Origin of the sequence: Pantoea sp. B270, from assembly GCF_018726825.1 — a bacterium.
GTDB classification, from domain to species: domain Bacteria; phylum Pseudomonadota; class Gammaproteobacteria; order Enterobacterales; family Enterobacteriaceae; genus Pantoea; species Pantoea dispersa.
This window is the reverse complement of the sequence record NZ_JAHCSX010000001.1, coordinates 2,727,850-2,749,745: the sequence shown is the minus strand read 5'-3', so window position 1 is coordinate 2,749,745 and position 21,896 is coordinate 2,727,850. Positions and strand designations below refer to the sequence as shown.

Sequence of the window (21,896 nt, the reverse complement as noted above, 5' to 3'; positions counted from 1 at the left end):
ACTATTTACCCTGCAGTTCTCTTAGCATCGCGGCTCGCAGGATCGCGTTGAGGCGCGTCTGGTAACCTTTGCCAGGCGCCTTTAACCACTCAAGAATATCCGCATCGATTCTGATCGAAGCCTGGGTTTTTACCGGGCGGTAAAAACGCCCCCGTTCGGCAGCCTGCCAGAAACTGTCGTCTAACGGCGCAATATCATCACACTGGATGTCGCTGTCCTGTTTCCGGCTCAAAGCATCCAGCTCCGCCTGTTGCTTATCGGTGAGCGGCGGTAATTCACTGCGTTTAAACCTGACTTTGCTCATAGCGCCTCCTCTCAATACGCGTTGCATGGCGTGCGCTGATAATCCTTATTCGCTCAACATCTGTTTCGAAGCGCACCGTATGGGCCACCAGAATGACCACATGCCCCATAACATTACCAATGGTTTGCCAGCGATATTCCCCATTTTCATAACGATCCTGCACCGACAGGTGGAAAGGATCCTCAAACACGCGGGCTGCAACTTCAAAGCGGATACCATGCTTGCGGAAATTTGTTTCCGCCTTGGTGGTATCCCACTCAAACTCCGGTTCCGTTTGCATTTATCATACACTTTTGTCTATACATTTTAGCATGACAAATTGCGTGTAGTACGCGCTGATGGTGTTGATCGGGCGCAATAGCTGCGCGGTCAGTACAGGAATGAAATGAAATACAGACAGGTCTGGAATCGAGTGAAACGGTGGAACAGGGTTTGAAGCCAGGCGGGCGGGCCTGATGGTGATCGGCCGGACGGAAGGTTGATTCCGTCCGGCACAGAGAGGCTATCGCTTCTCCTGATAAGCCAGCCAGGTCAGCAGTTGCAGGCTGGCGGAGAAATAGTTTTGCTCCGGCGCCAGGCGGTCGCTGAGGTAGCCGGTTTGGTTGAGCGTCAGGTCGCGCACCGCGGTCAGGCCACCTTCCATATTGTAAGGTGCCGGGGTATTGGCCAGCACATCAAACCACGCTGGCGTGGTGTCGCGCGCGTAGCCCTGCCAGACGCGCTGGAAGGGCACCAGCCGCAGGCTTTGCGGATCGTACCACCAGATATTCAGCGGAATACGAATCGCGTCATAGCTGAAGCGGTTGGAATAGCCGACCGCCGGCGCGACGGAGCCATCGGCGTTCAGCGCCACCCAGTCCAGCGGCAGGCCGGTTTTGCCAAACTGCATGTCGCCCAGCAGCGCAAGGCCATCATCAATCAGCGTGTTCCACACGCGCAGATGGCTGTGCTGCGCAAACTCCTGCCATGCGGCGAACAGGAAATAGGAAGGGTTAAGCACCACATAGCTGGTTTTATTGAAGCCCTGCGCGCCCGGCAACATCACCTTGCGGCCGGCGTAGTCGATCACCGTTAGCTTGATGACCGCGCGCTGAATGCGATCCGACGCCTGCTGATAATCACCGCCCCACTTCTGTGCCGCGCGCTGCAGCGCCCAGGCGATCAGCACATCCCCGTCCGAGGCATCATTCTTATCGGCGATGGGATCGGCTGCGCCCGGCGTATAGCGCCAGTAGAACAGGTCATTCTGCGGATTGCGCAGATGGGTACGCGTCCACTGCCACAGCAAATCAAAGGTGGCGCGATCGTTATACGCCACCGCCAGCAGCATGCCGTAGCCCTGACCTTCGGTGTGGCTGACGTTGTTGTTGGCCGTATCGCTGATGCGGCCGTCGCTGCTCATAAAGCGGCTTTTGTAACTGCTCCAGCCATCGGCGGCCGCCTGAGCACTGAAAAATATCACCATGAAACACAGCATCCACTGACGCCAGAACCGCATCACTCTCATCACAGCTTCCTATTGGTATCGATAATGCAGCGTGCCGCCGTCGATTTTTTCCAGCGTCAGCGGTACCGCCGCGCTGCCACCCTGTGCACGTAGCCACTGCGCGTACACGCCGGCCAGCACTGCGCTCAGCGCCAGCTGCCAGCGTTCTGCATCAAGCTGGCTGTCGCCCTGCGGCAGGGCATGGTGCTCAAGCATAATCGCGTTCTGCTGCGGCTGTAGCTGAACAAAGCCCCAGTTAAAGCGCGCCAGCTGAAGATTAATTTCGCGCTCCAGATCCTGCACGGTGCGCGCCTCCGGCAAAGGATAGCGCGTTGCCAGCAATTCGCCCACGCCGTTGAGGAAGGCTTCCGCCTCCGCGCCAGCGTTGTCCAGCATGCTCTCAATCATCACGCTGACCAGATCAAACCAGCCCGGCTGATACGGATGGCTGATGCGTGCGCCCGGTTGCTCACTCATTAGTTGTCTCCAAACAGATAACGGAAGTACAGATTGGCTGTGCTTTCGTTGTAATCGCCAAAGGTGTCATAGCCGAGCTGGCCGCCGATGGTGACGTCTTTATTAATCTTATAATCGGCACCGGCGTGCAGGTTATAGCCGATGCCGTTTTTGCTCTCACCGCTGTAGTAGGCGCTTTTGACAAAGCCCTGATCGGCGAGGCTTTGCAGCTGGGACTGCAGCGACGGATCGTTGGGGAAATACGCGCTCTTGTCCTGGCTGTAGGACTGATAGCCGACCGAACCGCCAACGTTGACTTTCAGGTCATCAAACTTGCGGCTGAAGTCGATGGGGAACGATACCGCGGCATAATTCTGCGGACTGAAATAGCCGCCCTGACCGTAGCTGAAGTAACTCAGGTTTTTGGAGAAATCCATCCACGACAGGCTCATGCCGACCTTCAGCTCGCGGTCGTCGTAGTGGTAAGGCCGCACGTAAGCGCCCGCCGTGGCCTGCACGCTGTTGTTGCTCGCCACGTTCTCGCCCAGATAGCTGTAAGCGCCGCCGCCGACGTAGAAACCCGCGTCGCCGTTATCGAAGCTCAGCATGGCGTTGCCGCCGTTTTTGGTGACGCGCCCCCAGCGCTTGCCGCTGGTCTTGTCCTCCACGCCAACGTACGACAGCAGGCTATCGGTCATGGCGCGGCGTTCACCGGTGAGGATCAGCGTCAGGAAATCGGTCAGCTTCGGCGACCACTGCACGCCGCCCACCAGCGTACTGAGATCCTGGCCGAGCGGCGTGCTGCCGAGATCGATCTTATAGCTGTCGCCCTTCAGCGCCATATCCAGTTCCACGCCGGTGGCCTTTTGCGAATCGGTCGACGAAGACGGCGTGTCGTCTATTTTGGCCGCGCCGGATGCCACCACATTGCCCTGCACCAGCGCGTTGCTGCCGAAGCGACGCCACGCATCACCGGCCGCACTGCCAGCGGTGAGCGACACCGGCGTCATAGTAAAGTCGAAGCGCGACTCGCCGAACGGCACGGTCGAGAAGGTCAGCGGCGCTTTGGCTTCGGTCAGCTTGCTGAGCCCCGATTCGCCGTCGCGTCCGCGCACCTGCATCTGTCCCTGTACCCAGGTGCCGGTTTTCTCCTGCAGATTGTCCATCATCTCGTCAATCTGGCGCAGCGTCTGGCTCTGCCGGACCGCCGGCGTGGTGCTCGCCAGCGTGACGTCCTGCGCGCTGCTGCTGGTGGCCGGTGCCGTTTGCCACGGCATTACCGTGCCATAGCTGGAAGGCGAACCGGACACCGGCGAGGTGCTGCGGTTGATAAACGGATTGTCCGCCAGCGCCAGGCCGCCGACGGTCGGCACGCTGCCGCTCTGTGCGCCCTGCAGACCAATCAGCTGGCCGCGCGCGCTGCGCAGGTAGCTCATCGCCTGGCTGTGCTCGCCGTTGGCTTCCGCCACGCGTGCCAGCAGTAACAGGCGATCCGGCGTCTGCTCATTGCGCAGGCCGCGGGTTAAGGTGTTCGCTTTGTCGACGTCATTTTGCGCCAGGGCCACATCAATAGCACCGGTGCGCGCATCCTGAGTGGGCGTATCCTGCGTCAGCAGATAGTCATACACCACGCCCGCTTCTTTGTTCATCTTGCCGGACTGATACAGACGCGCCATGGCAAACATCAGATCGCGGTTCTGCGGATCGTGCTGCAGCGCGCCCACCAGCTTGTCATAGGCGGCGGCGTACTGCTTCTGCTCGCGCAGGCGATCGACTTCATTGATGAGATAACCGTTGCGGATACCGGCCAGCTGCGTGGGCGTACTGCGCGCCTGCAGCTCCGGACTGCTGAGGAAGCTCTGTGCTTCGGTCGTCAGCCCGGCCTGATTCAGCACCGCCACCTGCGCGGCGTAATCACCGGCGTTGCCCTGCACGCCGCGCTGCATGTTGCCGCGCACCACCGTCACCGCCGTGGTGAGATCGCCGGCTTTGGCCAGTTTCTGCGCCAGATTACCGGCATCGACCGGATTGGCTGGCGGCGTGGCGGCCAGCGCGCGCAGCGTATTGGCCGCCGCCGCGTCAGAGCCCTGCGCCAGATAGCGATCGGCGGTGGCCATTTGCAGATTGAAATTCACGCGCTGCGCCAGTTCGCGCATCTCGCTGTTCTTGCTGCCGTTGGGAATGCGCGCCAGCAGCTGGCTGGCCTGCTGCCAGGCACCGCTCTCGCTGGCGTTGAGCGCACCGGCATACAGCTCGCTGGTGCTGGCGCCGCTGCGCAGGGTCGGCTGCATGACGTTGGCGGCCAGTAAATTATCGCCCTGCGCGCGGTAGATGCGCGCCAGATCGAGTCGCAGCCAGCCGTCGCTGGGATAGCGCTGAATGGCGCTGTTCAGCGTGGCGATGGCCGCACTGCGATTGCCTGCCGCCAGCTCGCGTTTTGCCTGCGCACGCAGCGGATCGCTGCTGTTACCGCGCGGTGCCACGCTCTGGCGCACGCTGTCGGGCAATGATGCCAGCAGGGTATTGGCTTCGGCGCTGCGGTTTTGCTGGCGCAGCACGTAAAACAGCCCTTCTTTGGCGCTGCGGTTATCGGCATCGCTCTGCAGAATGGCCCGGTAGGTTTGCTCCGCCTGCTGCAGCTGATTGCTGCGGCGCAGCACATCAGCGCGGAACAGCTTCGCCGATATGCCTTTTTCGCCCTCAGCCTGCGTCAGCGGCTCACTCAGCGCCAGCGCCTGCGCGCTGTCACCGTTTTTCAGCGCCTGCTGGGCATTCGCCAGCTGCGCATAAAAGCGGGCGTCGGCCGCCTGCTGCTGACGCTGCTGGCTCTGATCGCCGCCCAACTGTGCGGCGCGCGTCAGATAATCGGCGGCTTCGGCGTAGCGTCCGGCGCGCTGCGCCACGTAGCCCATACCGGCCAGCGCATCGGCGTCCTGCGGGTTGGCCTGCAGCACTTTTTCAAAGTTGTTCTGCGCACCGCTGACGTCGCCGCTGTTCAGCGCGCTAAAGCCCGCGCCCTTCTCCGCGCCGCCTACATTTTTGCGGTAGTAATCCACCACTGCACTGTCTTGCGGATGGCGCTGCTGCCAAGTCTGGTACAGCGCGGCGTCCGACGCCTGCGGTGCCAGCCACAGCAGCGCCTGACGCAGCGAGCGATCGGCCTCTTTATTACCGTCCGCCATGCTGGCCAGCACATCAATGCCCTGGCGGCGTGTCGCTTCCTGATAGGTCAGCGCTTTGCCCAGCGCCAGCTGAGCGCCGGTATCCTGCGGATGATCAGCGGCAAACTGCCGCAGCGCCTCCACCGCCTGGGGCAGCAGCGTGCGGTCGCCGGCCATGGTCAGATAATATTCTGCCGCCACGCTCGGTGGCGGCTCGTTGCCGCTGAAGGTATTGCGCCAGGTTTGCAGCGCGGCGGCGATGTTACCGCTGCGCGCCTGCTGACGCGCCAGCGACAGCTGCGCCTGCGGAATGCTCTGCAGCTGCCGCGCGTTGTCCAGTTCCGTCAGATGCGGATCGTTAGGCGAAACCGCACTCAGGCGGGCGCGCCACTGTGCCGCATCGGCCGCGCTGCCGCTTTGCTGTGAATAGAGCGCCAGCAGATACAGCGCCTGGGTATTGTTCGGCTCCACCATCAGGATTTTTTGCAGCGAGGCTTTCGCCAGATCGTCATGCGCTTTCTGATGCCAGTAGGCCGCCTGGTCGAACAGTGCCTGTAACGCCGGATTGGTGCTCTCCGCCGCCAGCAGCGGCTGTGAGAACGTCAGCGCGCCGCCCAGCAGGAACGCCTGACGAATACCGGCACTTATCAGCTGTTTTTTCATTATTTTTATCCTTACTTCCGGCCGGAGTGGCTATCGTCTTGCGGGTGGAGACGGCGCCACGCGTGGCGCTTCAGCATCACCCAGGCCGCACTGCCGATCAGCGCCGACAGCAGCAGCGCCGCCAGCGCCATCAGTACCGAGTGCTGGTTGGCATACCACACCACCATCATGTACCACGGCATTTCACCGCTCGGGAACTGCGGCCCGACGCGGAAGCTGCGGATGCCGTTCTCATCGGTGATGATGGCGGTATCACCGCGGATACCGGCGTTGATGCGCGCCGAATTCAAATCATCGTGCAGACGCAGCAGCTGCTGATCGCTGGTGGCGACCGTCATCACCACCAGACGATCGGCGCTCCACGGTGAGCGATAGCTGACAAAGCCGCGCCACGCTTCATTCGAAGAGAAGTAGCGATCGGCATCCAGCTGCTGGCGAGACCAGTCACCGGTCAGCCAGCCGCGCAGCTTATCGACGGTGGTCGGCTCTTTGACGCCCAGCGTGTTGCCGCTGGTCTGGTAAGCGGTGCCGGCCAGCATCTGCTGCGTGAAGGCGCTGTGCTGCATGGTGCTCACCGCCAGTACATCGCTGTGCTGCAGGCGCGTCAGATTGGTGCCACCGTTCGGCAGACCAAACAACACCTGATTCTGCACCAGCGGCACGCCGGTGGCGTTACCGGCGCGCGCGGCCATGTCCAGCAGCGTCGCGATCTCGGCATCACCCGGCGCCTCCGGCAGCAGCAGCGTGGTTTGCGAAAAATCCGCCAGCCGTGAGAACGGGAACGAAGCACCGACGAAGTACGACAGGTTCGGCAGCATAGTGAAGTGGCGCGTGTGGCTTAGATCGATCCACGAATCCTCTTCGATACGGCTCTTGATGTTGTTGTTGAGCAGCACGCCGCACGGCGCATCCGCCTTTGGCTTGATGTTGAAGTAGAGCGCCAGCTGGTTGTCGCCGTAAATCAGGTATGGCTCCAGCTTCAGCGTGTACTGCTCCTGGCGTGCATCTCCGCCCAGCCGGTGCCAGGCGCTCTCCAGCAGCCCGACTTTGTTCACCGTCAGGTTGCGCAGAAAAGTACCGTTCAGCGTGACGTTGAGGAACGAATTGTTTTCATCGATCCAGCTTTCCGACGGGAAACGGTAGTGCAGATTGACCGGAATCGCGTCGCCGTCCCACAGGAACAGATCCGGCGCCGCGCGGAAGTTAACCCGCAGCGCATCATGCCAGATACCGGTGGTGGTCAGGCTCTGATCTTTACGCAGCAGCTCGCTGAGACGCACCGGGCGGCTGGTGTTGATCCAGCGCGGTGCGTCGTACGGTTTGCGCGTGCCAAGCGGCTGCGGCGGTACGTTCAGACTGCTGGCATCGGTGGCCAGCGGCTGCGTGGTCAGGCGGTTGGCCGCCTGACGCAGCTGGGCATCATCCGCACCGACCACCAGCAACAGTTTGTACACCGGATTGTTGGGGTTATCGATCACCTGCAGCAGCGGACCACGGGCTGCGGGCAGCGTCACGCTGCCGATTTTGTCACCCGGATGGCCGATCAGGATACCGTTGTGCTCGGGCAGATCGCCGCGCACCACCGGGAAACGGATGCCACGGTAATCCGACTGAATGCCGAGCCAGGAAGCCACCAGCGCGGCGGCGCTGACGCTATCCGGCGAAACGTTAGCGGCAAAACCAAAGGTCACGCTGGCGGGCGTCATGCGCTGCACATCAATAAACGGACGCGGGAAGTTGCGCAGGCTGGTGCCGATGTTGAGCTGCTGGCCTTCAAGGCTCAGCGTGGTTTTCGGCAGAATGGTGACCTGATACTGCTGCGCGCTCTCTTTTTCGCACAGCAGCTTGTCAGCATCGTTGATTTTAAAGCTGAGGTTATTACTGGAAACCACCATCGCCGCCGGAATATCCAGCTGATAGTCGCTGACATCGCTGTCGCTGGCACCCAGCGGCAGCGTGCCGAGCGGCTGGCCGTTGAGCATCAGCTGCAGCGACGTGTTGCGCGCCGCCAGCGCGGCAGAGACGCGCAGCGACAGGTTGAGCCGCGCATTAGTGATCACCTCATCACCCGGCAGGGTAAACAGAATACCGGACTGCAGCTGGCCGCCGGTCAGGGTGATGCCGCGCGGCTGTCCCATCTGCGCCACCGAAATGGTGCTACTCACCGGCTGGTTTAACAGCGCGCCAGCAGGCTCAGCGGCAGCCGGTGCCTCTGCAGCCACCTGCGGTATGACGATGTCAGGCGCCGCCGATGCTGCTGGCGGTGCTGACTCTGCCGGCTGTGCTGACTCTGCTGGCTGTGCGGGTGCTGTATTTTCCTGCACCGGCGCTGCATCGCCCGGCGTGTACGGCGCGTCGCCCGCGGCCTGCTTCAGCTGCGGATCGGCACTGCCATCCAGCCCCTGCGGCGGCGGTACGTCAGAGAGCGCGGCGCTGTCCTGGGTTACCGCCGGCGTCTCTGCCCAGGCAGGGGCGAGCAGCAGCGTGGTGGTCAGCGCGCTGGCCAGCAGCGTGTACGTCAATGTTTTCATGCTGCGCTGTCCTCTTTGGCCGTTGCCTGGCCATCACGCTTGCGCGCCTCACGGCGATCTTTCCAGCTCAGCCAGAACAGCTCAAAGACGGTACGGATGATGGTGCCGAGCGACACCAGCGGATTGTCCTGCTTATATTCCGGCTGGATCCACGCATCGGCCCGCGCCAGCACCACGCGCACCAGTTCACGGCGGCGCGCCAGCGGCATCGCGCCAAAGCGCAGGCGAATGGTCTCCTCATCACCGGAGATCTTGCTCACCGGAATGGTGATGGCACCCGATTTCAGCAGCAGATCGATCTCTTCGATTTCATCGTGCTCATGCCGGTTGTCCGGCGCATCCAGCTGCGCGCCGCCCATCGACAGATCGCTGGTTTGCGTGCGCGAAGAGATGCCGCTGGCATAGTGAATCACCGCCGGGATCTGCACCTCGATACGAATGGTTTTACGCACCTGTTTGGTTTCACGCGCCACGGCAATCGCCGCCATCAGGATGATCAGGCTGAACACCGCCCAGCCGACGTTGAGCGCAATCACATACGGGTCCACCCCGAAGTAATCATGCGCCACGGCGCGCACCACGCCGGCCAAGATGCCAATCGACAGCAGCGCGGCAACGATGACGTGAGGCCGCACGATGTGGAAGTCAAAGAAGCCCTGGTCCAGCAGGCCGCCTTTATCCGTCACGTTGAATTTGCCGTGCTTTGGCGACAGCAGAGTCAGCAGCGTCGGAATCACCAGGTGGAAGCACATCACGGTTTCGTAGATTTCACCCCAGAAGGTGTAGCGGAATTTGCCGTTCATGCGCGAGTTGACATACAGCGACATCACCAGATGCGGTAGTACGTAGGCAAAGATGAGCGACGCCGACGAGTGGATAATATTCAGGTTAAACAGCAGGTAAGCCAGCGGCGCGGTGAGGAATGCCACGCGCGGCAGGCCAAACTGGAAGTGCAGCATAGCGTTGAGGTAGCACAGACGCTGCTGCCACTTAAGCCCACGGCCCAGCAGCGGATTGTCGACGCGGAAAATCTGCGTCATGCCGCGCGCCCAGCGGGTACGCTGAATCACGTGCAGACCCAGACGTTCGGTCGCCAGTCCCGCCGCCAGCGGAATTGCCAGGAACGCCGAACCCCAGCCGAGACGCTGCATTTTCAGCGCGGTATGCGCGTCCTCGGTGACGGTTTCCACCGCGAAGCCGCCAATCTGTTCCAGCGCGCTGCGGCGGATCACCGCACAGGAGCCGCAGAAGAACGTGGCGTTCCAGTTATCGTTGCCCTGCTGCACCGGGCCGTAAAACAGCGAGCCCTCATTCGGGATGCTGCGCGCGGCGCGCAGGTTACGTTCGAACGGGTCCGGCGAATAGAAGTAGTGCGGCGTCTGCAGCAGCGCCAGCTTCGGATCTTTCAGGAACGGACCGACGGTAGCCTGCAGGAACGTGCGCGTCGCCACGTGGTCGCAGTCAAACACGCAAATCAGCTCGCCTTTGGTGATTTTCATGGCGTGATTGAGGTTGCCGGCTTTGGCGTGGCGGTTATCGTCACGCGTGATATAGCCGACGCCAACGTCGGCGGCAAATACCGCGAACTCGCTGCGTTTGCCATCATCCAGCAGGTAAACTTTGATCTTATCGCGCGGGTAGTCGATACACTGCGCCGCCAGCACGGTATCCCGCACCACGTCGAGGCTTTCGTTGTAGGTCGGCACGTAGACATCGACCGTCGGCCACAAGCGGGTATCATCCGGCAGCGGTTCGATGGTGCGTTTTAATGGCCAGCTGGTTTGCAGGAAGCCGAGAATTAAGATCAGCCACACGTACAGCTCGGCCAGATATAAGCCGATACCGAGAATCGCTTCAATTTCGGAATTAAACTGCAGCGTCTCCGTGGTGCGCCACCAGATATATCGGGTCGACATCAGCGCGGAAAGAAAAACCATCACAATGGTTATTTTACGGCTTTTACTGAAGCCCAGTAAAAACATCATGCCAATACTGATCAAACCAAAAATATACTGTTTCTGGCTGTCCATAGGCGTGATGACGATTACCGCAGCGACCGGTGCAAGCACCAGCAGCAGCAGGTAAAACCCGAGTTTACTCATGATTCACCCTGAAGAAGCTGTGTTGTTATTATTTGAACCAGGCCGCTGGCGGCCGGGCTTGTTAATAATGACTGCGGATCGGTGCCTGAACTTCGCCGTTGCCTACGTTGATATTCAGGATATTCGCCACCCGTTTTGCCACCAGTTCAATATCAAACGCCGCTGCCGAAGCCGGGCTGAAATCATAGATTGACTGCTGCGAGGCATTGGCCTCAGCCACGCTTTCATCGCGGTGCACCACGCCAAGTAAATTATCGCCCAGCCGCTGCTGCATAAATGCGGTTACTTCACGGCTGATATTCCGGCGATTATCACTTTGGTTGAGCACGAAATAATGACCGTGCTGATTATTTAATGGCTGGCCAATCATGCGATGGTTTTCAATTTGCGGCAGCAGCGCCACCGAGGCGGTATCCGCCAGCATCACCACTAAATGCATATCGGCCAGCGCCTGCATGGCTTTTAGCGCCGGACCGGGTCCTGGCGGAAAATCCGCAATAATCACCAGATCCGGATAATTCAGAACGGTATCCAGGCCGCGTTTTAAGAAATGGGCATCGTGCGCCAGGTTGTGTTCGAAGCGCTCACGCTGCGCTTCAGTCACTTCACCGTAAGGCATGACAAAGATGTTGCTGCCGGTGGTAAGGATTGACTGACTCCAGTCAGCCTGCTCTTCCGAGCGCGCCACAAAGCCGCGGCTGTCGTGCAGCGGTACGCCAAAATGCAGGCGCAGCGCATTTTGTACGTCAAAATCGATCGCCAGCACTTTGCTGCCGGCACGCGCCAGACTCCAGGCCAGGTTGGCCGCCATGGTGGTTTTTCCTACTCCCCCTTTTGGCGAGCACACACAAACTAATGGCATAGCGCGATCTTCTCCAGTAACGGTTTGAGCAGTGTTTCTTTAGATAAATGAACCGGTTCCGCCGCACGCGAGCGGAACAGTGCGCCAAAGCGCGAGGGCGTAGCAGGCTCCGGCTGCGCCACGGCGGGCGCAGTGGCCGGTGCTGCGGCAGCAGGGGCGACCGCATGTTCAGCGACCGGCGCGCTGACCGGCGGCGGTGGGAACAGTGAAGTGGCCGCCTGACGCGCTACGTGCGTGGCTGCCGGTGCCAGCGACGACACGGATGCGGCAGTGGGCGCGCTGCTTGCCGGTGGAAACAGCGCGCTGCGCGGTGTTTCTGTGTCGGGTGCCGGCGCGCTGGCGGCGAGGCTCTGCAGCAGCGACGCCTTTTCACTGCGGGCGACGGGCGCCGGATTAAGAGCCTGCGGCGGCGCGACAAACTCATCGCCGCGAATCGGCTGCGGCTGCGGCAGATCGACGCGCTGGCCGCTACCCAGCTTCGGCTCATCATCCGTCGCCAGCTGACGGATGATCGCCCACTGGCTGTGATCGGCTTCCAGCGATTGCCCGGACATATCCTTAAAAGCAATGTCCAGCGTTTGCGTTTTTTCCTGGAAACGCTGCAGATCGTCGTAGTTCTTCATGATCAGAGCCTGTTAAAGCGGAGGGGTAATTTCCGCGAATATAACACACACGTTAAGACACGGTGAGAGAATTCTGATTATTAAAACCGCAGATTCGACAAAAGAGTTTTATCTGAAAGATTGAAAATATACAGATGCAAAAAGCATGCACTGATTAATTGAGCAGGATTAATAAAAATCGATTAACGGAAATAGCAGCCGGGAGATAATTAAAGTAATGCACTGATAATAAACAACTTACCATTGAAATGTGCAGTTATCTCTGGCCGTGACGGCGCTCACACAATGCGGCACGGATTCAGAATTTGCCTTAACCTTTTCGCTGTGGTTCAGGACCAGCGATTTAAAGATTCAGTCGCGTAATACATTTCTGCCATCGCAGGCGATTAAGACACGTCAGGTTAATTTTACTCATGTATCAGGCCACCAATAACAAAGGCTCCCGCAGGAGCCTTTCGCACTGGCTGGCCGTAATTACGGCGTCGCCACCGGCTGATTCTCATCCTGGTCGACGGCGAAGCAGGCGATTTGCTGCTCACCATACTGCTTCAGTTTCGGCTGCAGCTGCACGCAGGTACCGAAACGGCGGCGGCAGCGTGCGTTGAACGCACAGCCCGGCGGCGGATTCAGCGGGCTCGGCAGCTCACCGGTCAGTTTGATGCGCTCGCGGCGTTCGTCCGGATTGAGGCGTGGCGTGGCCGACAGCAGCGCCTGAGTATACGGATGGCGCGGGTTGCTGAAGATCGCCTCTTTGCTGCCCTTTTCCACACAGCGTCCGAGGTACATCACCATCACCTCGTCGGCGATGTGCTCCACCACCGACAGGTCATGCGAGATGAACACATAGGACAGGCCGAGATCCTGCTGTAAATCCATCATCAGGTTGAGCACCTGAGCGCGCACCGAGACGTCGAGCGCCGAGACCGGCTCATCGGCAATCAGCACGTCGGGATCGAGCATCAGGCCGCGTGCAATAGCGATACGCTGGCGCTGACCGCCGGAGAACATGTGCGGATAGCGATCGTAGTGCTCAGTTTTCAGGCCCACTTTGGCCATCATCTCCAGCGTTTTTTCCCGCCGTTCCGCTTTGCTCAGCGCGGTATTGATCACCAGCGGCTCTTCCAGAATCTGGCTGATTTTCTTACGCGGATTGAGCGAGCCATACGGGTTCTGGAACACAATCTGGATTTTCTGCCGGCGCAGCTTTTGCGCCTGCGGATCGTGTTTCAGCAGATCCTGCCCGTGCCAGTACAACTCGCCGGCGGTCGGCGTTTCAATCATTGTCAGCAGGCGACCCAGCGTGGATTTACCGCAGCCGGATTCGCCCACCACCGCCAGCGTTTTGCCACGCTCGAGGTTAAAGGAGACGCCGTCCAGCGCCTTCACCAGGCGCTCCTGGCCGAACAGACCCTTTTTCACCGGATAGTGTTTTTTCAGGTCAATCGCCTGCAGCAGGTAATCCTGCTTCGTGTTATCAAGACTCATAAGTCGGTCTCCCGGCATCATCCAGTGGGAAGTGACATTTGGACTGGCGGCCCGGAATATCGCGCAGCTCAGGTTCTTCAGTACGGCAGCGGTCGGTCACGTACGGGCAGCGCGGATTGAGCAGACAGCCGTTAGGGCGGTCATACTTGCCCGGCACCACGCCCGGCAGCGACGCCAGCCGCGCTTTGTCGGCGGCAAACTCCGGCAGCGCACGCAGCAGCGCCTGCGTATACGGGTGACGCGGCGCTTTAAAGATATCCACCGCTTTGCCGCTTTCCACCACCTGACCGGCGTACATCACGATGATGTGCTGCGCCGCTTCGGCCACCAGCGCCAGATCGTGCGTGATCAGGATCAGCGCCATGTTCTCCTGCTTCTGTAACTCCAGCAGCAGTTCGATGATTTGCGCCTGAATGGTTACGTCGAGCGCCGTGGTTGGCTCATCGGCAATCAGCAGCTTCGGCTTACAGGCAATGGCCATGGCGATCATCACGCGCTGGCTCATACCGCCGGACAGCTGATGCGGATAGACATCGAGCCGCGATGCCGGATCGGGAATGCCCACCTGCTCCAGCAGGTCGATGGCACGCTGACGCCGCGTGCGCTTGCTGCCGCCCTGATGCACTTTCAGCGCTTCCATGATCTGGTAGCCCACGGTGTAACACGGGTTGAGGCTGGTCATCGGGTCCTGGAAGATTATCGCCACTTCTGCGCCCACCAGCTGGCGGCGCTCTTTTTCGGAGATGCGCTGCAGGTCGCGCTGATTGAACTCCAGCTTCTCTGCTTTCACGCGGCCGGGATAGTCAATCAGCCCCATGATCGCCAGCGAGCTGACCGATTTACCGGAGCCGGACTCGCCGACAATCCCGACGACCTGGCCCTGTTCTACCTGGTAGCTGATGCGGTCAACCGCACGGAACGGTGCCTTTTCGTCGCCGAAATGCACCGACAGTTTTTCTACATTTAATAACGCCATCTCGGTGCCTCTTTACTGCTTGAGTTTCGGGTCGAGTGCATCACGCAAACCATCGCCCATGAGGTTAAAGGCCAGAACCGTCAGCAGGATGACCACTCCGGGGAAGGTCACGACCCACCAGGCACTCTGCGCATACTGCAACACGTCGGAGAGCATGGTGCCCCACTCCGGCGTCGGCGGCTGCGCCCCCATACCGAGAAAGCCCAACGCGGCCATATCCAGGATGGCGTTGGAGAAACCTAACGACGCCTGCACGATCAGCGGTGCCAGGCAGTTAGGCAGAATATTGATGAACATCTGGCGCAGCGTACCGGCACCGGCCACGCTGGAGGCGGTTACGTAGTCGCGATTGACTTCCACCAGCACCGCTGCGCGCGTCAGGCGAATGTAGTGCGGCAGCGCGACGAAGGTGATCGCCAGCGAGGCGTTGACAATCGACGGGCCAAAGATGGCCACCAGCACCAGCGCCAGCAGCAGGCTTGGCAGCGCCAGCATGATATCGACGAGGCGCATGATCACTGCATCCACCACGCCGCCGAGATAACCGGCCATCAGACCGAAAATCACCCCCAGAATCAGCGACAGCACGACCACCATGCAGCCCACCAGCAGCGACAGGCGCGCACCAAACATCAGGCGCGACAGGATGTCACGGCCGACGTCATCGGTGCCGAGAATAAATTTCCAGCTGCCGCCTTCCTGCCACACCGGCGGGTGCAACAGCGCATCGCGGAACTGCTCAGCCGGGGCATGCGGTGCCAGCACATCGGCGAAGATGGCGATCAGCAGCATCAGAATGATGTAAACCAGGCCGATAACCGCGCCTTTGTTACGTTTAAAATAGTGCCAGAATTCCTGAATCGGGGTCATCGGCTTCGGTGCAGCGGTGACGCTTGCGGGATCAACAGCAGACATGATTCCCCCTTATTTCTTATGACGGATGCGCGGATTCACCACGCCGTACAACAGATCAACCAGCAGGTTGACCAGAATGATCAGGATTGCCACCAGCAGCACGCCGCCCTGCACCACCGGATAATCACGGCGCTGCAGTGCTTCGATCAGCCAGCGGCCGAGTCCCGGCCAGGAGAAGATGGTTTCGGTGAGGATGGCGCCCGCCAGCAGCGTGCCCACCTGCAGACCGATCACCGTGACCACCGGCAGCATGGCGTTACGCAGCGCATGCACCACGATCACGCGCATGCGCGTCAGGCCTTTGGCGCGCGCGGTACGGATGTAATCTTCACCCAGCACTTCCAGCATTGAGGAGCGCGTCATACGCACAATCACCGCCAGCGGAATGGTGCCCAGCACGATGGCCGGCAGGATCATGTGCATCACCGCATCTTTGAAATCACCCTCTTCGCCCCACAGCAGCGTATCAATCAGCATAAAGCCGGTGAGCGGATGGCTGTCGTCAAGGAAGATGGTGTCGCTGACGCGGCCGGAGACCGGCGTCAGGTTGAGCTGCACCGACACCAGCATGATCAGCATGATGCCCCACCAGAAGATCGGCATTGAGTAGCCGGTCAGCGAGATGCCCACTGCGGTGTGATCAAAAATTGAGCCGCGTTTCACCGCCGCCAGCACGCCGACCGGAATACCCACGGCAACGGCGAAGATCATGGCGCAGATGCCCAGCTCAAGCGTGGCTTTAAAGCGCGGCACGAACTCATCCCACACCGGGATGCGGCTTTTCAGCGAGATGCCGAGGTCGCCATGCAGCACGCCGTTGATGTAAGTGATGTACTGTTTCCACATCGGCTGATCGAGACCAAACTGGGCCATCAGCTGCGCATGACGTTCGGGGGAGATGCCGCGTTCACCGGCCATGATCAGCACCGGGTCGCCGGGGATCAGGTGAACGAAGGCAAAGGTCAATAATGTAATACCGATGAACGTCGGGATGACAAGGCCCAGACGTCGGAGTATGAATTGCAGCATAAGCCGGATTCTCAGTCATTTTCCGTGGCGCTAACGCCATGGACTACATTGCTCACAATCCGCAGCCGGCATAGCCGGACGCGACGCAAGAAGCGCTTCAAAATCCCCGTCATACTTCACGCTGCATCAGCGCAAGGTATTGAGGGTTTATAAGAAATTAGCCGGAAATAAAGTGCGGAGTACGGGCGGCGAAGGTGCCGCCCGAGGGCCAGCATGGCTGGCCCTGACCGCGATAATCCGAAAGGTTATTCCTGGATGTCGACGTTTTCGAAGTGATGTTTACCTAATGGATCAACCACATAGCCACTCACTTTCTTGCTCACTGGCTCGTACACGGTTGAGTGCGCGATGATCAGTGCTGGCGCCTGGTCGTGCATCACCACCTGCGCCTGCTTGTAGAGCTCAATACGTTTGTTGTGATCGGCTTCAGCACGCGCTGGCTGAATCAGATCTTCAAACGGCTTGTAGCACCAGCGTGAGTAGTTGGAACCGTCTTTCGCTGCCGCGCAGCTGAACAGGGTGGCGAAGAAGTTATCCGGATCCCCGTTATCACCGGTCCAGCCCATCATCACGGTCTGGTGTTCACCGGCTTTAGCACGCTTCAGGTACTCGCCCCACTCGAAAGTAACGATTTTGGCTTTCACGCCGATTTTCGCCCAGTCAGCCTGAACCATTTCCGCCATACGACGGGCATTCGGGTTGTACGGACGCTGTACCGGCATCGCCCACAGGTCAATGCTGAAGCCATCCGGCATGCCCGCTTCTTTCAGCAGCTCTTTGGCTTTGGCCGGATCGTAAGCGTAGTCTTTGACGTCATTGTTGTAGCCCCACATGGTTGGTGGGATCAGGTTTTTCGCTGCCTGACCGGCGCCCTGATAGACCGCATCAATGATCGCTTGCTTGTTCACCGCCATGGTCAGTGCCTGACGCACTTTGACGTTATCCAGCGGTTTTTTCTCGGTGTTGAAAGACAGGTAACCGACGTTCAGCCCTGGCTGTTCCATCAGGTTGATTTTGGTGTCTTTCTTCATGCTGGCGATATCAGCCGGGTTGGGATACGGCATCACCTGACACTCGCCTTTCTGCAGTTTGGCGTAGCGCACCGAAGCATCTGGCGTGATGGAGAATACCAGACGATCGATTTTTGGCTTGGTGCCCCAGAAGTCCGGGTTGGCTTTGTACAGAATACGTGAGTCTTTCTGGTACTGCTGCAGCACGAACGGACCGGTACCCACCGGGTTGAGGTCCAGTTTTTCTGGCGTGCCGGCTTTCAGCATGTTGTCGGCGTACTCTTTCGACAGGATTGACGCGAAGTCCATGCCAAGGTCGGCGAGGAACGGCGCTTCCGGACGGGTCAGCGTGAAGCGTACGGTGTAGTCATCCACTTTTTCGATTTTGGCGATCAGCTTCGGCATGTCCATGCCTTCGAAGTATTCGTAACTGCCGCCGGAGACACCGTGGTACTTGTTGTTTTTATCGAGCTGGCGCTCGAAGGAGAACACGACGTCATCAGCGTTGAAGGTGCGGGTCGGCTTGAAGTCTTTGGTGGTTTGCCACTTCACGCCCTGACGCAGATGGAAGGTATAGGTTTTACCATCTTCGCTGACGTCCCATTTTTCTGCCAGGCCCGGCTGCAGCTCAGTGGTACCGGTTTTGAACTCAACCAGACGGTTGTAGATCGGTACTGAGCTGGCATCGTAAGTGGTGCCGGATGTGAACAGCTGCGGGTTGAAGCCTTCCGGCGAACCTTCTGAACAGTAAACGAGGGTTTTCGCCTGAACGCCCGCGGCCACGGTCATAGCAATCAGGCTAAGACCGACCTTCAGCATCCTGGATTTGGCCAGGGAGTTGATCATGTTTTGCTCCATTGTGATGTGATGTTGTGTGCGTCGCCCGACCTCTGATTTTTTTATGCGGTTCGGGCAGGTCAGTTATGTAATGACCAAAATGCGAGCGGTTATTGTTGTAGCGCTGACGCCGTGGAACCTGCCAGCGCAGGCCGTCTCTGCATCTTATTGACGCATCAATTTGTCAACAGTTGCAATGAACGTCAATACAACGTGGGGTTATTTACACAGAGTGTGAGTAAGTGCAAGCAACGATAAAAAACAGTGTTTGCACGCTAAGCCAAAATTTAAAAAGGTGATAAAGCGCGCAATGCCGTGTGATTCTCTGGCAATAGCGCCTGATGACAGTGATTATCACCGTTAAAAAACGTCTTAAAGTTGTCGGTAAATGTTGAATATCTGAACGATTCCCCGTGCGTTATGACGTTCAGGCAGCGAAATATGCTGGCGTAATGGCATAAGAAATCAGCAAAAAGCAAAAGCCGGTCATAAGCAGAATGTGTCGCGAATTAAGAGAGGTGCTTTGATGCAGCAAGGGATGAAGAGCGGTGTTGAAGGATAATACGGTTTATCCCGGTGATGATTAATGGAACGCGTAAATTGATGACTTTGCTTGATGGCTGCGAGAATGTGAGTCTGGTTCAGGGAAGGTCATTAGATCGCCATGGATGATCGGCGGGGGTTCCGGCGTGGCCGTCCGGTCGCCATGAATGGCGCCCCTACAGGATTATGCACTTTTGTAGGGTGCGTATTTATACGCACCTGGGGGATGTGCACGGCAGTCAGTAAATCTTCAGTCATCACCGAAGCCAGATAAAGGGTGGAATGCGAGGCCGTGGAGTAAAGCGTCACACGCCAGGGATGGCGTGTGCCGAGCGATCAGGGACGAGACAGCGTCTTTACGGAGCGGTCGCGTATTTCACCCTGAGAGTGCAAATACGACAGACGAAAAAAAACCTGCTTTTTACAAAGCAGGTTTCCTGAATGATGGTCGGCGAGAGAGGATTACGCTTCTCTGCGAGAAGCGCCCTGCGGGCCGTTGCTGACGCAACGTTGTCTCGCTGCGCTCGGCTCAAACCTCCTTCGGAGGTTCTCATCCTCTATTTGCTACAGACGAAAAAAAACCTGCTTTTTGCAAAGCAGGTTTCCTGAATGATGGTCGGCGAGAGAGGATTACGCTTCTCTGCGAGAAGCGCCCTGCGGGCCGTTGCTGACGCAACGTTGTCTCGCTGCGCTCGGCTCAAACCTCCTTCGGAGGTTCTCATCCTCTTTTGCTACGAACGAAAAAAGCCCGCTTTTTGCAAAGCGGGCTTTTCGAATATGGTCGGCGAGAGAGGATTCGAACCTCCGACCCACTGGTCCCAAACCAGTTGCGCTACCAAGCTGCGCTACTCGCCGATGGGGGCGAATATTACTGCCGTGACTTTAGAGCGTCAATCCCTTTTCCCGAAAATCCGCCTGATTGCCTGGAAAGCAAGCAGTGCCTTAAACACCTGCCTGCTCAATAAGATCCAGGCACGAATTACAGCGCTTTCGCACTGCTGGCAGTGGCAGGTGCCTGGCACCAGTTATTCGCTGCTTTAATACCGCCATCCGGCGAGGTATAACCCAGACACCCTAAAATGGTGTCGAACAGCTCAACGTGACGATGGGTTTTGCCGACGCGCTGCTGCGCCTGTAAGCGCTCAAAGTTGCTGCGGTTAGTCGGGTCCTGCAAATACTTATCGGACGCCCAGACAATCATCGGCACGCGGAACTGCTCCGGCGGCGCCATCTCGCGCGGCGTACCGTGCAGGTGCATATTTTCGCTGATCGACTCACCGTGGTCCGCGGCATAGAACACAATCGCCTTCTTATCACGCAGTTGATCCAGCACGCTGTCCAGCATGGTATCAACATACAGAATCGAGTTGTCGTAGGCGTTAATCAGCTGGGCTTTACTGCACTTATCGTCCACGCCAATACACTCAGGCTGATAACGGGCAAACTCGCGCGGATAACGCTGTGAATAAAGATAGTGCGAACCTTTCGTGTGCAACACCACCAGATGCTTACCTTTCGGGAAGCGCTGCAGCGAAGCCTGCAGCTCCGGCACCAGCAGCATATCGTCCACCGCTTTGCCCTGATTGCGCTTCTCAGAACCAATCTGCTCGCGGAACGAGAAGTTATTCACATCGGCGTTGTCGTAGAACCACACTTCGCTCTGCATGGCGAACAGCTCGGAGGTGAAGCCCAGCTCTTTCATCACCGCAAAAATGTTCTGCTCTTTCAGCGTACGGCCAGGGTTATCCATGGTGCCGCCCTCGCGCACAAACATGCAGCGCAGCGACAGCTTGGTGGCGGTATCACAGGATTCACCGCGGAATGCCACCAGATTCTTCTCTTTCGACAGCTTCGGCGTGGTATCGCGGTTATAGCCCAGCATGCCCATGTGATCCCAGCGCGTCGTCTCGCCGATCACAAACACCACATAGGTATCGTCAATGCCAGGCGGCGCTATATAGGTAAACTTCTTCGCCGGATCGAGTAACTCCTGGCTGTCCAGCTTCTCATCCACCTTGGTCCAGGCGAACAGGCCCAGCGCCGCGATCCAGTTCGAAGGCAGATAAGAGTGCGCCACTACGCCGCCATAGCTTGGCAGGTCGATATTGGTGAGCTCTTCATTGGCTTTTTGCAGCTTGTCGAAGTAGCGAATCGGCAGCCATACCAGCGCTACGCTCAGCAGCAGGATCACTGTAGGTTTCAGGCGCTGACCGGGGGTTTTCAGCTGTTCAATCAGTGTCAGGCTCAGGTTATTGCGCCAGATCAGTAGCAGCGGCAGTGCGCTCACCAGCACCATCCACAGCACAAAGTGCAGCCCGATAACCTCTTTAGAGAGATCGACATCGGTGGTCATGACCGACGCCACGATGCCGTAACCGATCACCACGTTAAAGAACGCCATGTAATAAGCGGCGGCCACCGAAATCACCACCAGCAGGCTGGCGATCACGCGATAAAACCATTTGCCACCCAGCGACAGCAGTCGCATCAGGAAGAAGGTCAGCAGTACGGCAGCGGTCACTTCCGCCGCGGCGGATAACCAGTTGGTGACGGTGGATTTCGTTAAGAAGCCGTCAAAACGGCGATAAAAGATTGGCAAATTCAATAAGATGCCAAGATAGAGCGCCAGCAAAAGCGACAACTTTTGCTGCGTTAAACTTTTAATGTAATTCATATAAATTTCTGTTCCCGACCTGGTGTCGATGCTTCAACCGTAAATGTGACTGTGCAAAGAGCGTAAGGTTCGCTTGCGTAGCAGAAAAGCGTGACCTGGCGAGTAGGATCGGGACGAATCTGAACCCAAATAATTACGATGATGCACGGAGCGCAGCAGTAGAACATTTAACCAATGGTAAGACCAGAAAATTCTTTAGTTCGATGGGATGCGGGATGGTGTTCGTGATAAAAAAGGCT

At 58.5% G+C, this 21,896-nt stretch carries 15 protein-coding genes, 1 tRNA gene and 2 other RNA genes; all 18 read right to left on the bottom strand.

Translation table 11 applies throughout. From position 1 onward, the window contains the following. Nucleotide 1: 1 nt before the first annotated feature. The 18 genes from KOL70_RS13160 to eptB all read right to left on the bottom strand — a co-directional run bounded on the left by KOL70_RS13160 (nucleotide 2) and on the right by eptB (nucleotide 21,657). A complete protein-coding gene (locus tag KOL70_RS13160; protein ID WP_058775497.1) occupies nucleotides 2-304 on the bottom strand; it encodes a BrnA antitoxin family protein in 303 nt (100 codons plus the stop codon). Next, nucleotides 285-584 carry a BrnT family toxin gene (locus KOL70_RS13155; protein WP_058771045.1) on the bottom strand — a complete coding sequence of 100 codons (300 nt, stop codon included), beginning with the start codon at nucleotides 582-584 and terminating at the stop codon, nucleotides 285-287. Before KOL70_RS13155 ends, KOL70_RS13160 begins: the two co-directional genes overlap by 20 nt. A gap of 222 nt (nucleotides 585-806) precedes the next feature. Beyond that, complete coding sequence (locus tag KOL70_RS13150) at nucleotides 807-1,811, bottom strand: glycosyl hydrolase family 8 (protein ID WP_031279620.1); 1,005 nt, start codon at nucleotides 1,809-1,811, stop codon at nucleotides 807-809. Nucleotides 1,812-1,820: 9 nt separating this feature from the next. Further along, nucleotides 1,821-2,267 carry a cellulose biosynthesis protein BcsD gene (gene bcsD, locus KOL70_RS13145; RefSeq protein WP_058758083.1) on the bottom strand — a complete coding sequence of 149 codons (447 nt, stop codon included), beginning with the start codon at nucleotides 2,265-2,267 and terminating at the stop codon, nucleotides 1,821-1,823. Next, a complete protein-coding gene (locus tag KOL70_RS13140; protein ID WP_215480767.1) occupies nucleotides 2,267-6,070 on the bottom strand; it encodes a cellulose biosynthesis protein BcsC in 3,804 nt (1,267 codons plus the stop codon). The genes bcsD and KOL70_RS13140 overlap by 1 nt, the downstream gene beginning before the upstream one ends. A gap of 11 nt (nucleotides 6,071-6,081) precedes the next feature. Further along, nucleotides 6,082-8,601, bottom strand: coding sequence for a cellulose biosynthesis cyclic di-GMP-binding regulatory protein BcsB (gene bcsB / locus KOL70_RS13135; protein ID WP_215480766.1), 2,520 nt, complete (start codon nucleotides 8,599-8,601; stop codon nucleotides 6,082-6,084). After that, entirely contained in the window at nucleotides 8,598-10,703 is a 2,106-nt protein-coding gene (gene bcsA, locus KOL70_RS13130) for a UDP-forming cellulose synthase catalytic subunit (RefSeq protein WP_215480765.1), read from the bottom strand. The genes bcsB and bcsA overlap by 4 nt, the downstream gene beginning before the upstream one ends. A 61-nt stretch (nucleotides 10,704-10,764) precedes the next feature. After that, on the bottom strand, nucleotides 10,765-11,565 hold the full coding sequence (bcsQ, locus tag KOL70_RS13125) for a cellulose biosynthesis protein BcsQ (RefSeq protein WP_215480764.1): 801 nt from the start codon (nucleotides 11,563-11,565) through the stop codon (nucleotides 10,765-10,767). After that, the gene (gene bcsO / locus KOL70_RS13120) at nucleotides 11,556-12,188 is read right to left on the bottom strand and encodes a cellulose biosynthesis protein BcsO (protein ID WP_215480763.1); all 633 of its coding nucleotides are present in this window, start codon (nucleotides 12,186-12,188) and stop codon (nucleotides 11,556-11,558) included. Before bcsO ends, bcsQ begins: the two co-directional genes overlap by 10 nt. A 474-nt stretch (nucleotides 12,189-12,662) precedes the next feature. After that, nucleotides 12,663-13,673 carry a dipeptide ABC transporter ATP-binding subunit DppF gene (dppF, locus tag KOL70_RS13115; RefSeq protein ID WP_021507018.1) on the bottom strand — a complete coding sequence of 337 codons (1,011 nt, stop codon included), beginning with the start codon at nucleotides 13,671-13,673 and terminating at the stop codon, nucleotides 12,663-12,665. Continuing rightward, nucleotides 13,663-14,649 carry a dipeptide ABC transporter ATP-binding protein gene (gene dppD / locus KOL70_RS13110; RefSeq protein ID WP_215480762.1) on the bottom strand — a complete coding sequence of 329 codons (987 nt, stop codon included), beginning with the start codon at nucleotides 14,647-14,649 and terminating at the stop codon, nucleotides 13,663-13,665. Before dppD ends, dppF begins: the two co-directional genes overlap by 11 nt. A 12-nt stretch (nucleotides 14,650-14,661) precedes the next feature. Beyond that, complete coding sequence (dppC, locus tag KOL70_RS13105) at nucleotides 14,662-15,564, bottom strand: dipeptide ABC transporter permease DppC (RefSeq protein WP_021507020.1); 903 nt, start codon at nucleotides 15,562-15,564, stop codon at nucleotides 14,662-14,664. Between the two features lie 9 nt (nucleotides 15,565-15,573). Further along, nucleotides 15,574-16,593, bottom strand: coding sequence for a dipeptide ABC transporter permease DppB (gene dppB / locus KOL70_RS13100; RefSeq protein WP_021507021.1), 1,020 nt, complete (start codon nucleotides 16,591-16,593; stop codon nucleotides 15,574-15,576). Between the two features lie 245 nt (nucleotides 16,594-16,838). Then, nucleotides 16,839-18,449: a dipeptide ABC transporter periplasmic-binding protein DppA gene (dppA, locus tag KOL70_RS13095; RefSeq protein WP_058758078.1), complete on the bottom strand. Its 1,611-nt coding sequence runs from the start codon at nucleotides 18,447-18,449 to the stop codon at nucleotides 16,839-16,841. Between the two features lie 979 nt (nucleotides 18,450-19,428). After that, a non-coding RNA gene (locus tag KOL70_RS13090) (RtT sRNA) lies at nucleotides 19,429-19,558 on the bottom strand. A 38-nt stretch (nucleotides 19,559-19,596) separates the two neighbouring features. Continuing rightward, nucleotides 19,597-19,726: non-coding RNA, RtT sRNA (locus tag KOL70_RS13085), on the bottom strand. 35 nt (nucleotides 19,727-19,761) lie between these two features. Beyond that, nucleotides 19,762-19,838: transfer RNA gene (locus tag KOL70_RS13080), tRNA-Pro, on the bottom strand. Between the two features lie 124 nt (nucleotides 19,839-19,962). Then, a complete protein-coding gene (eptB, locus tag KOL70_RS13075; protein WP_159378044.1) occupies nucleotides 19,963-21,657 on the bottom strand; it encodes a kdo(2)-lipid A phosphoethanolamine 7''-transferase in 1,695 nt (564 codons plus the stop codon). Nucleotides 21,658-21,896 lie beyond the last annotated feature (239 nt).

Bases quoted from the DNA above. Each gene is read 5' to 3' on its own strand.
- KOL70_RS13160 (WP_058775497.1), bottom strand. From the start codon at position 304: ATGAGCAAAGTCAGGTTTAAACGCAGTGAATTACCGCCGCTCACCGAT.
- KOL70_RS13155 (WP_058771045.1), bottom strand. From the start codon at position 584: ATGCAAACGGAACCGGAGTTTGAGTGGGATACCACCAAGGCGGAAACA.
- KOL70_RS13150 (WP_031279620.1), bottom strand. From the start codon at position 1,811: ATGAGAGTGATGCGGTTCTGGCGTCAGTGGATGCTGTGTTTCATGGTG.
- bcsD (WP_058758083.1), bottom strand. From the start codon at position 2,267: ATGAGTGAGCAACCGGGCGCACGCATCAGCCATCCGTATCAGCCGGGC.
- KOL70_RS13140 (WP_215480767.1), bottom strand. From the start codon at position 6,070: ATGAAAAAACAGCTGATAAGTGCCGGTATTCGTCAGGCGTTCCTGCTG.
- bcsB (WP_215480766.1), bottom strand. From the start codon at position 8,601: ATGAAAACATTGACGTACACGCTGCTGGCCAGCGCGCTGACCACCACG.
- bcsA (WP_215480765.1), bottom strand. From the start codon at position 10,703: ATGAGTAAACTCGGGTTTTACCTGCTGCTGCTGGTGCTTGCACCGGTC.
- bcsQ (WP_215480764.1), bottom strand. From the start codon at position 11,565: ATGCCATTAGTTTGTGTGTGCTCGCCAAAAGGGGGAGTAGGAAAAACC.
- bcsO (WP_215480763.1), bottom strand. From the start codon at position 12,188: ATGAAGAACTACGACGATCTGCAGCGTTTCCAGGAAAAAACGCAAACG.
- dppF (WP_021507018.1), bottom strand. From the start codon at position 13,673: ATGAGTCTTGATAACACGAAGCAGGATTACCTGCTGCAGGCGATTGAC.
- dppD (WP_215480762.1), bottom strand. From the start codon at position 14,649: ATGGCGTTATTAAATGTAGAAAAACTGTCGGTGCATTTCGGCGACGAA.
- dppC (WP_021507020.1), bottom strand. From the start codon at position 15,564: ATGTCTGCTGTTGATCCCGCAAGCGTCACCGCTGCACCGAAGCCGATG.
- dppB (WP_021507021.1), bottom strand. From the start codon at position 16,593: ATGCTGCAATTCATACTCCGACGTCTGGGCCTTGTCATCCCGACGTTC.
- dppA (WP_058758078.1), bottom strand. From the start codon at position 18,449: ATGATCAACTCCCTGGCCAAATCCAGGATGCTGAAGGTCGGTCTTAGC.
- eptB (WP_159378044.1), bottom strand. From the start codon at position 21,657: ATGAATTACATTAAAAGTTTAACGCAGCAAAAGTTGTCGCTTTTGCTG.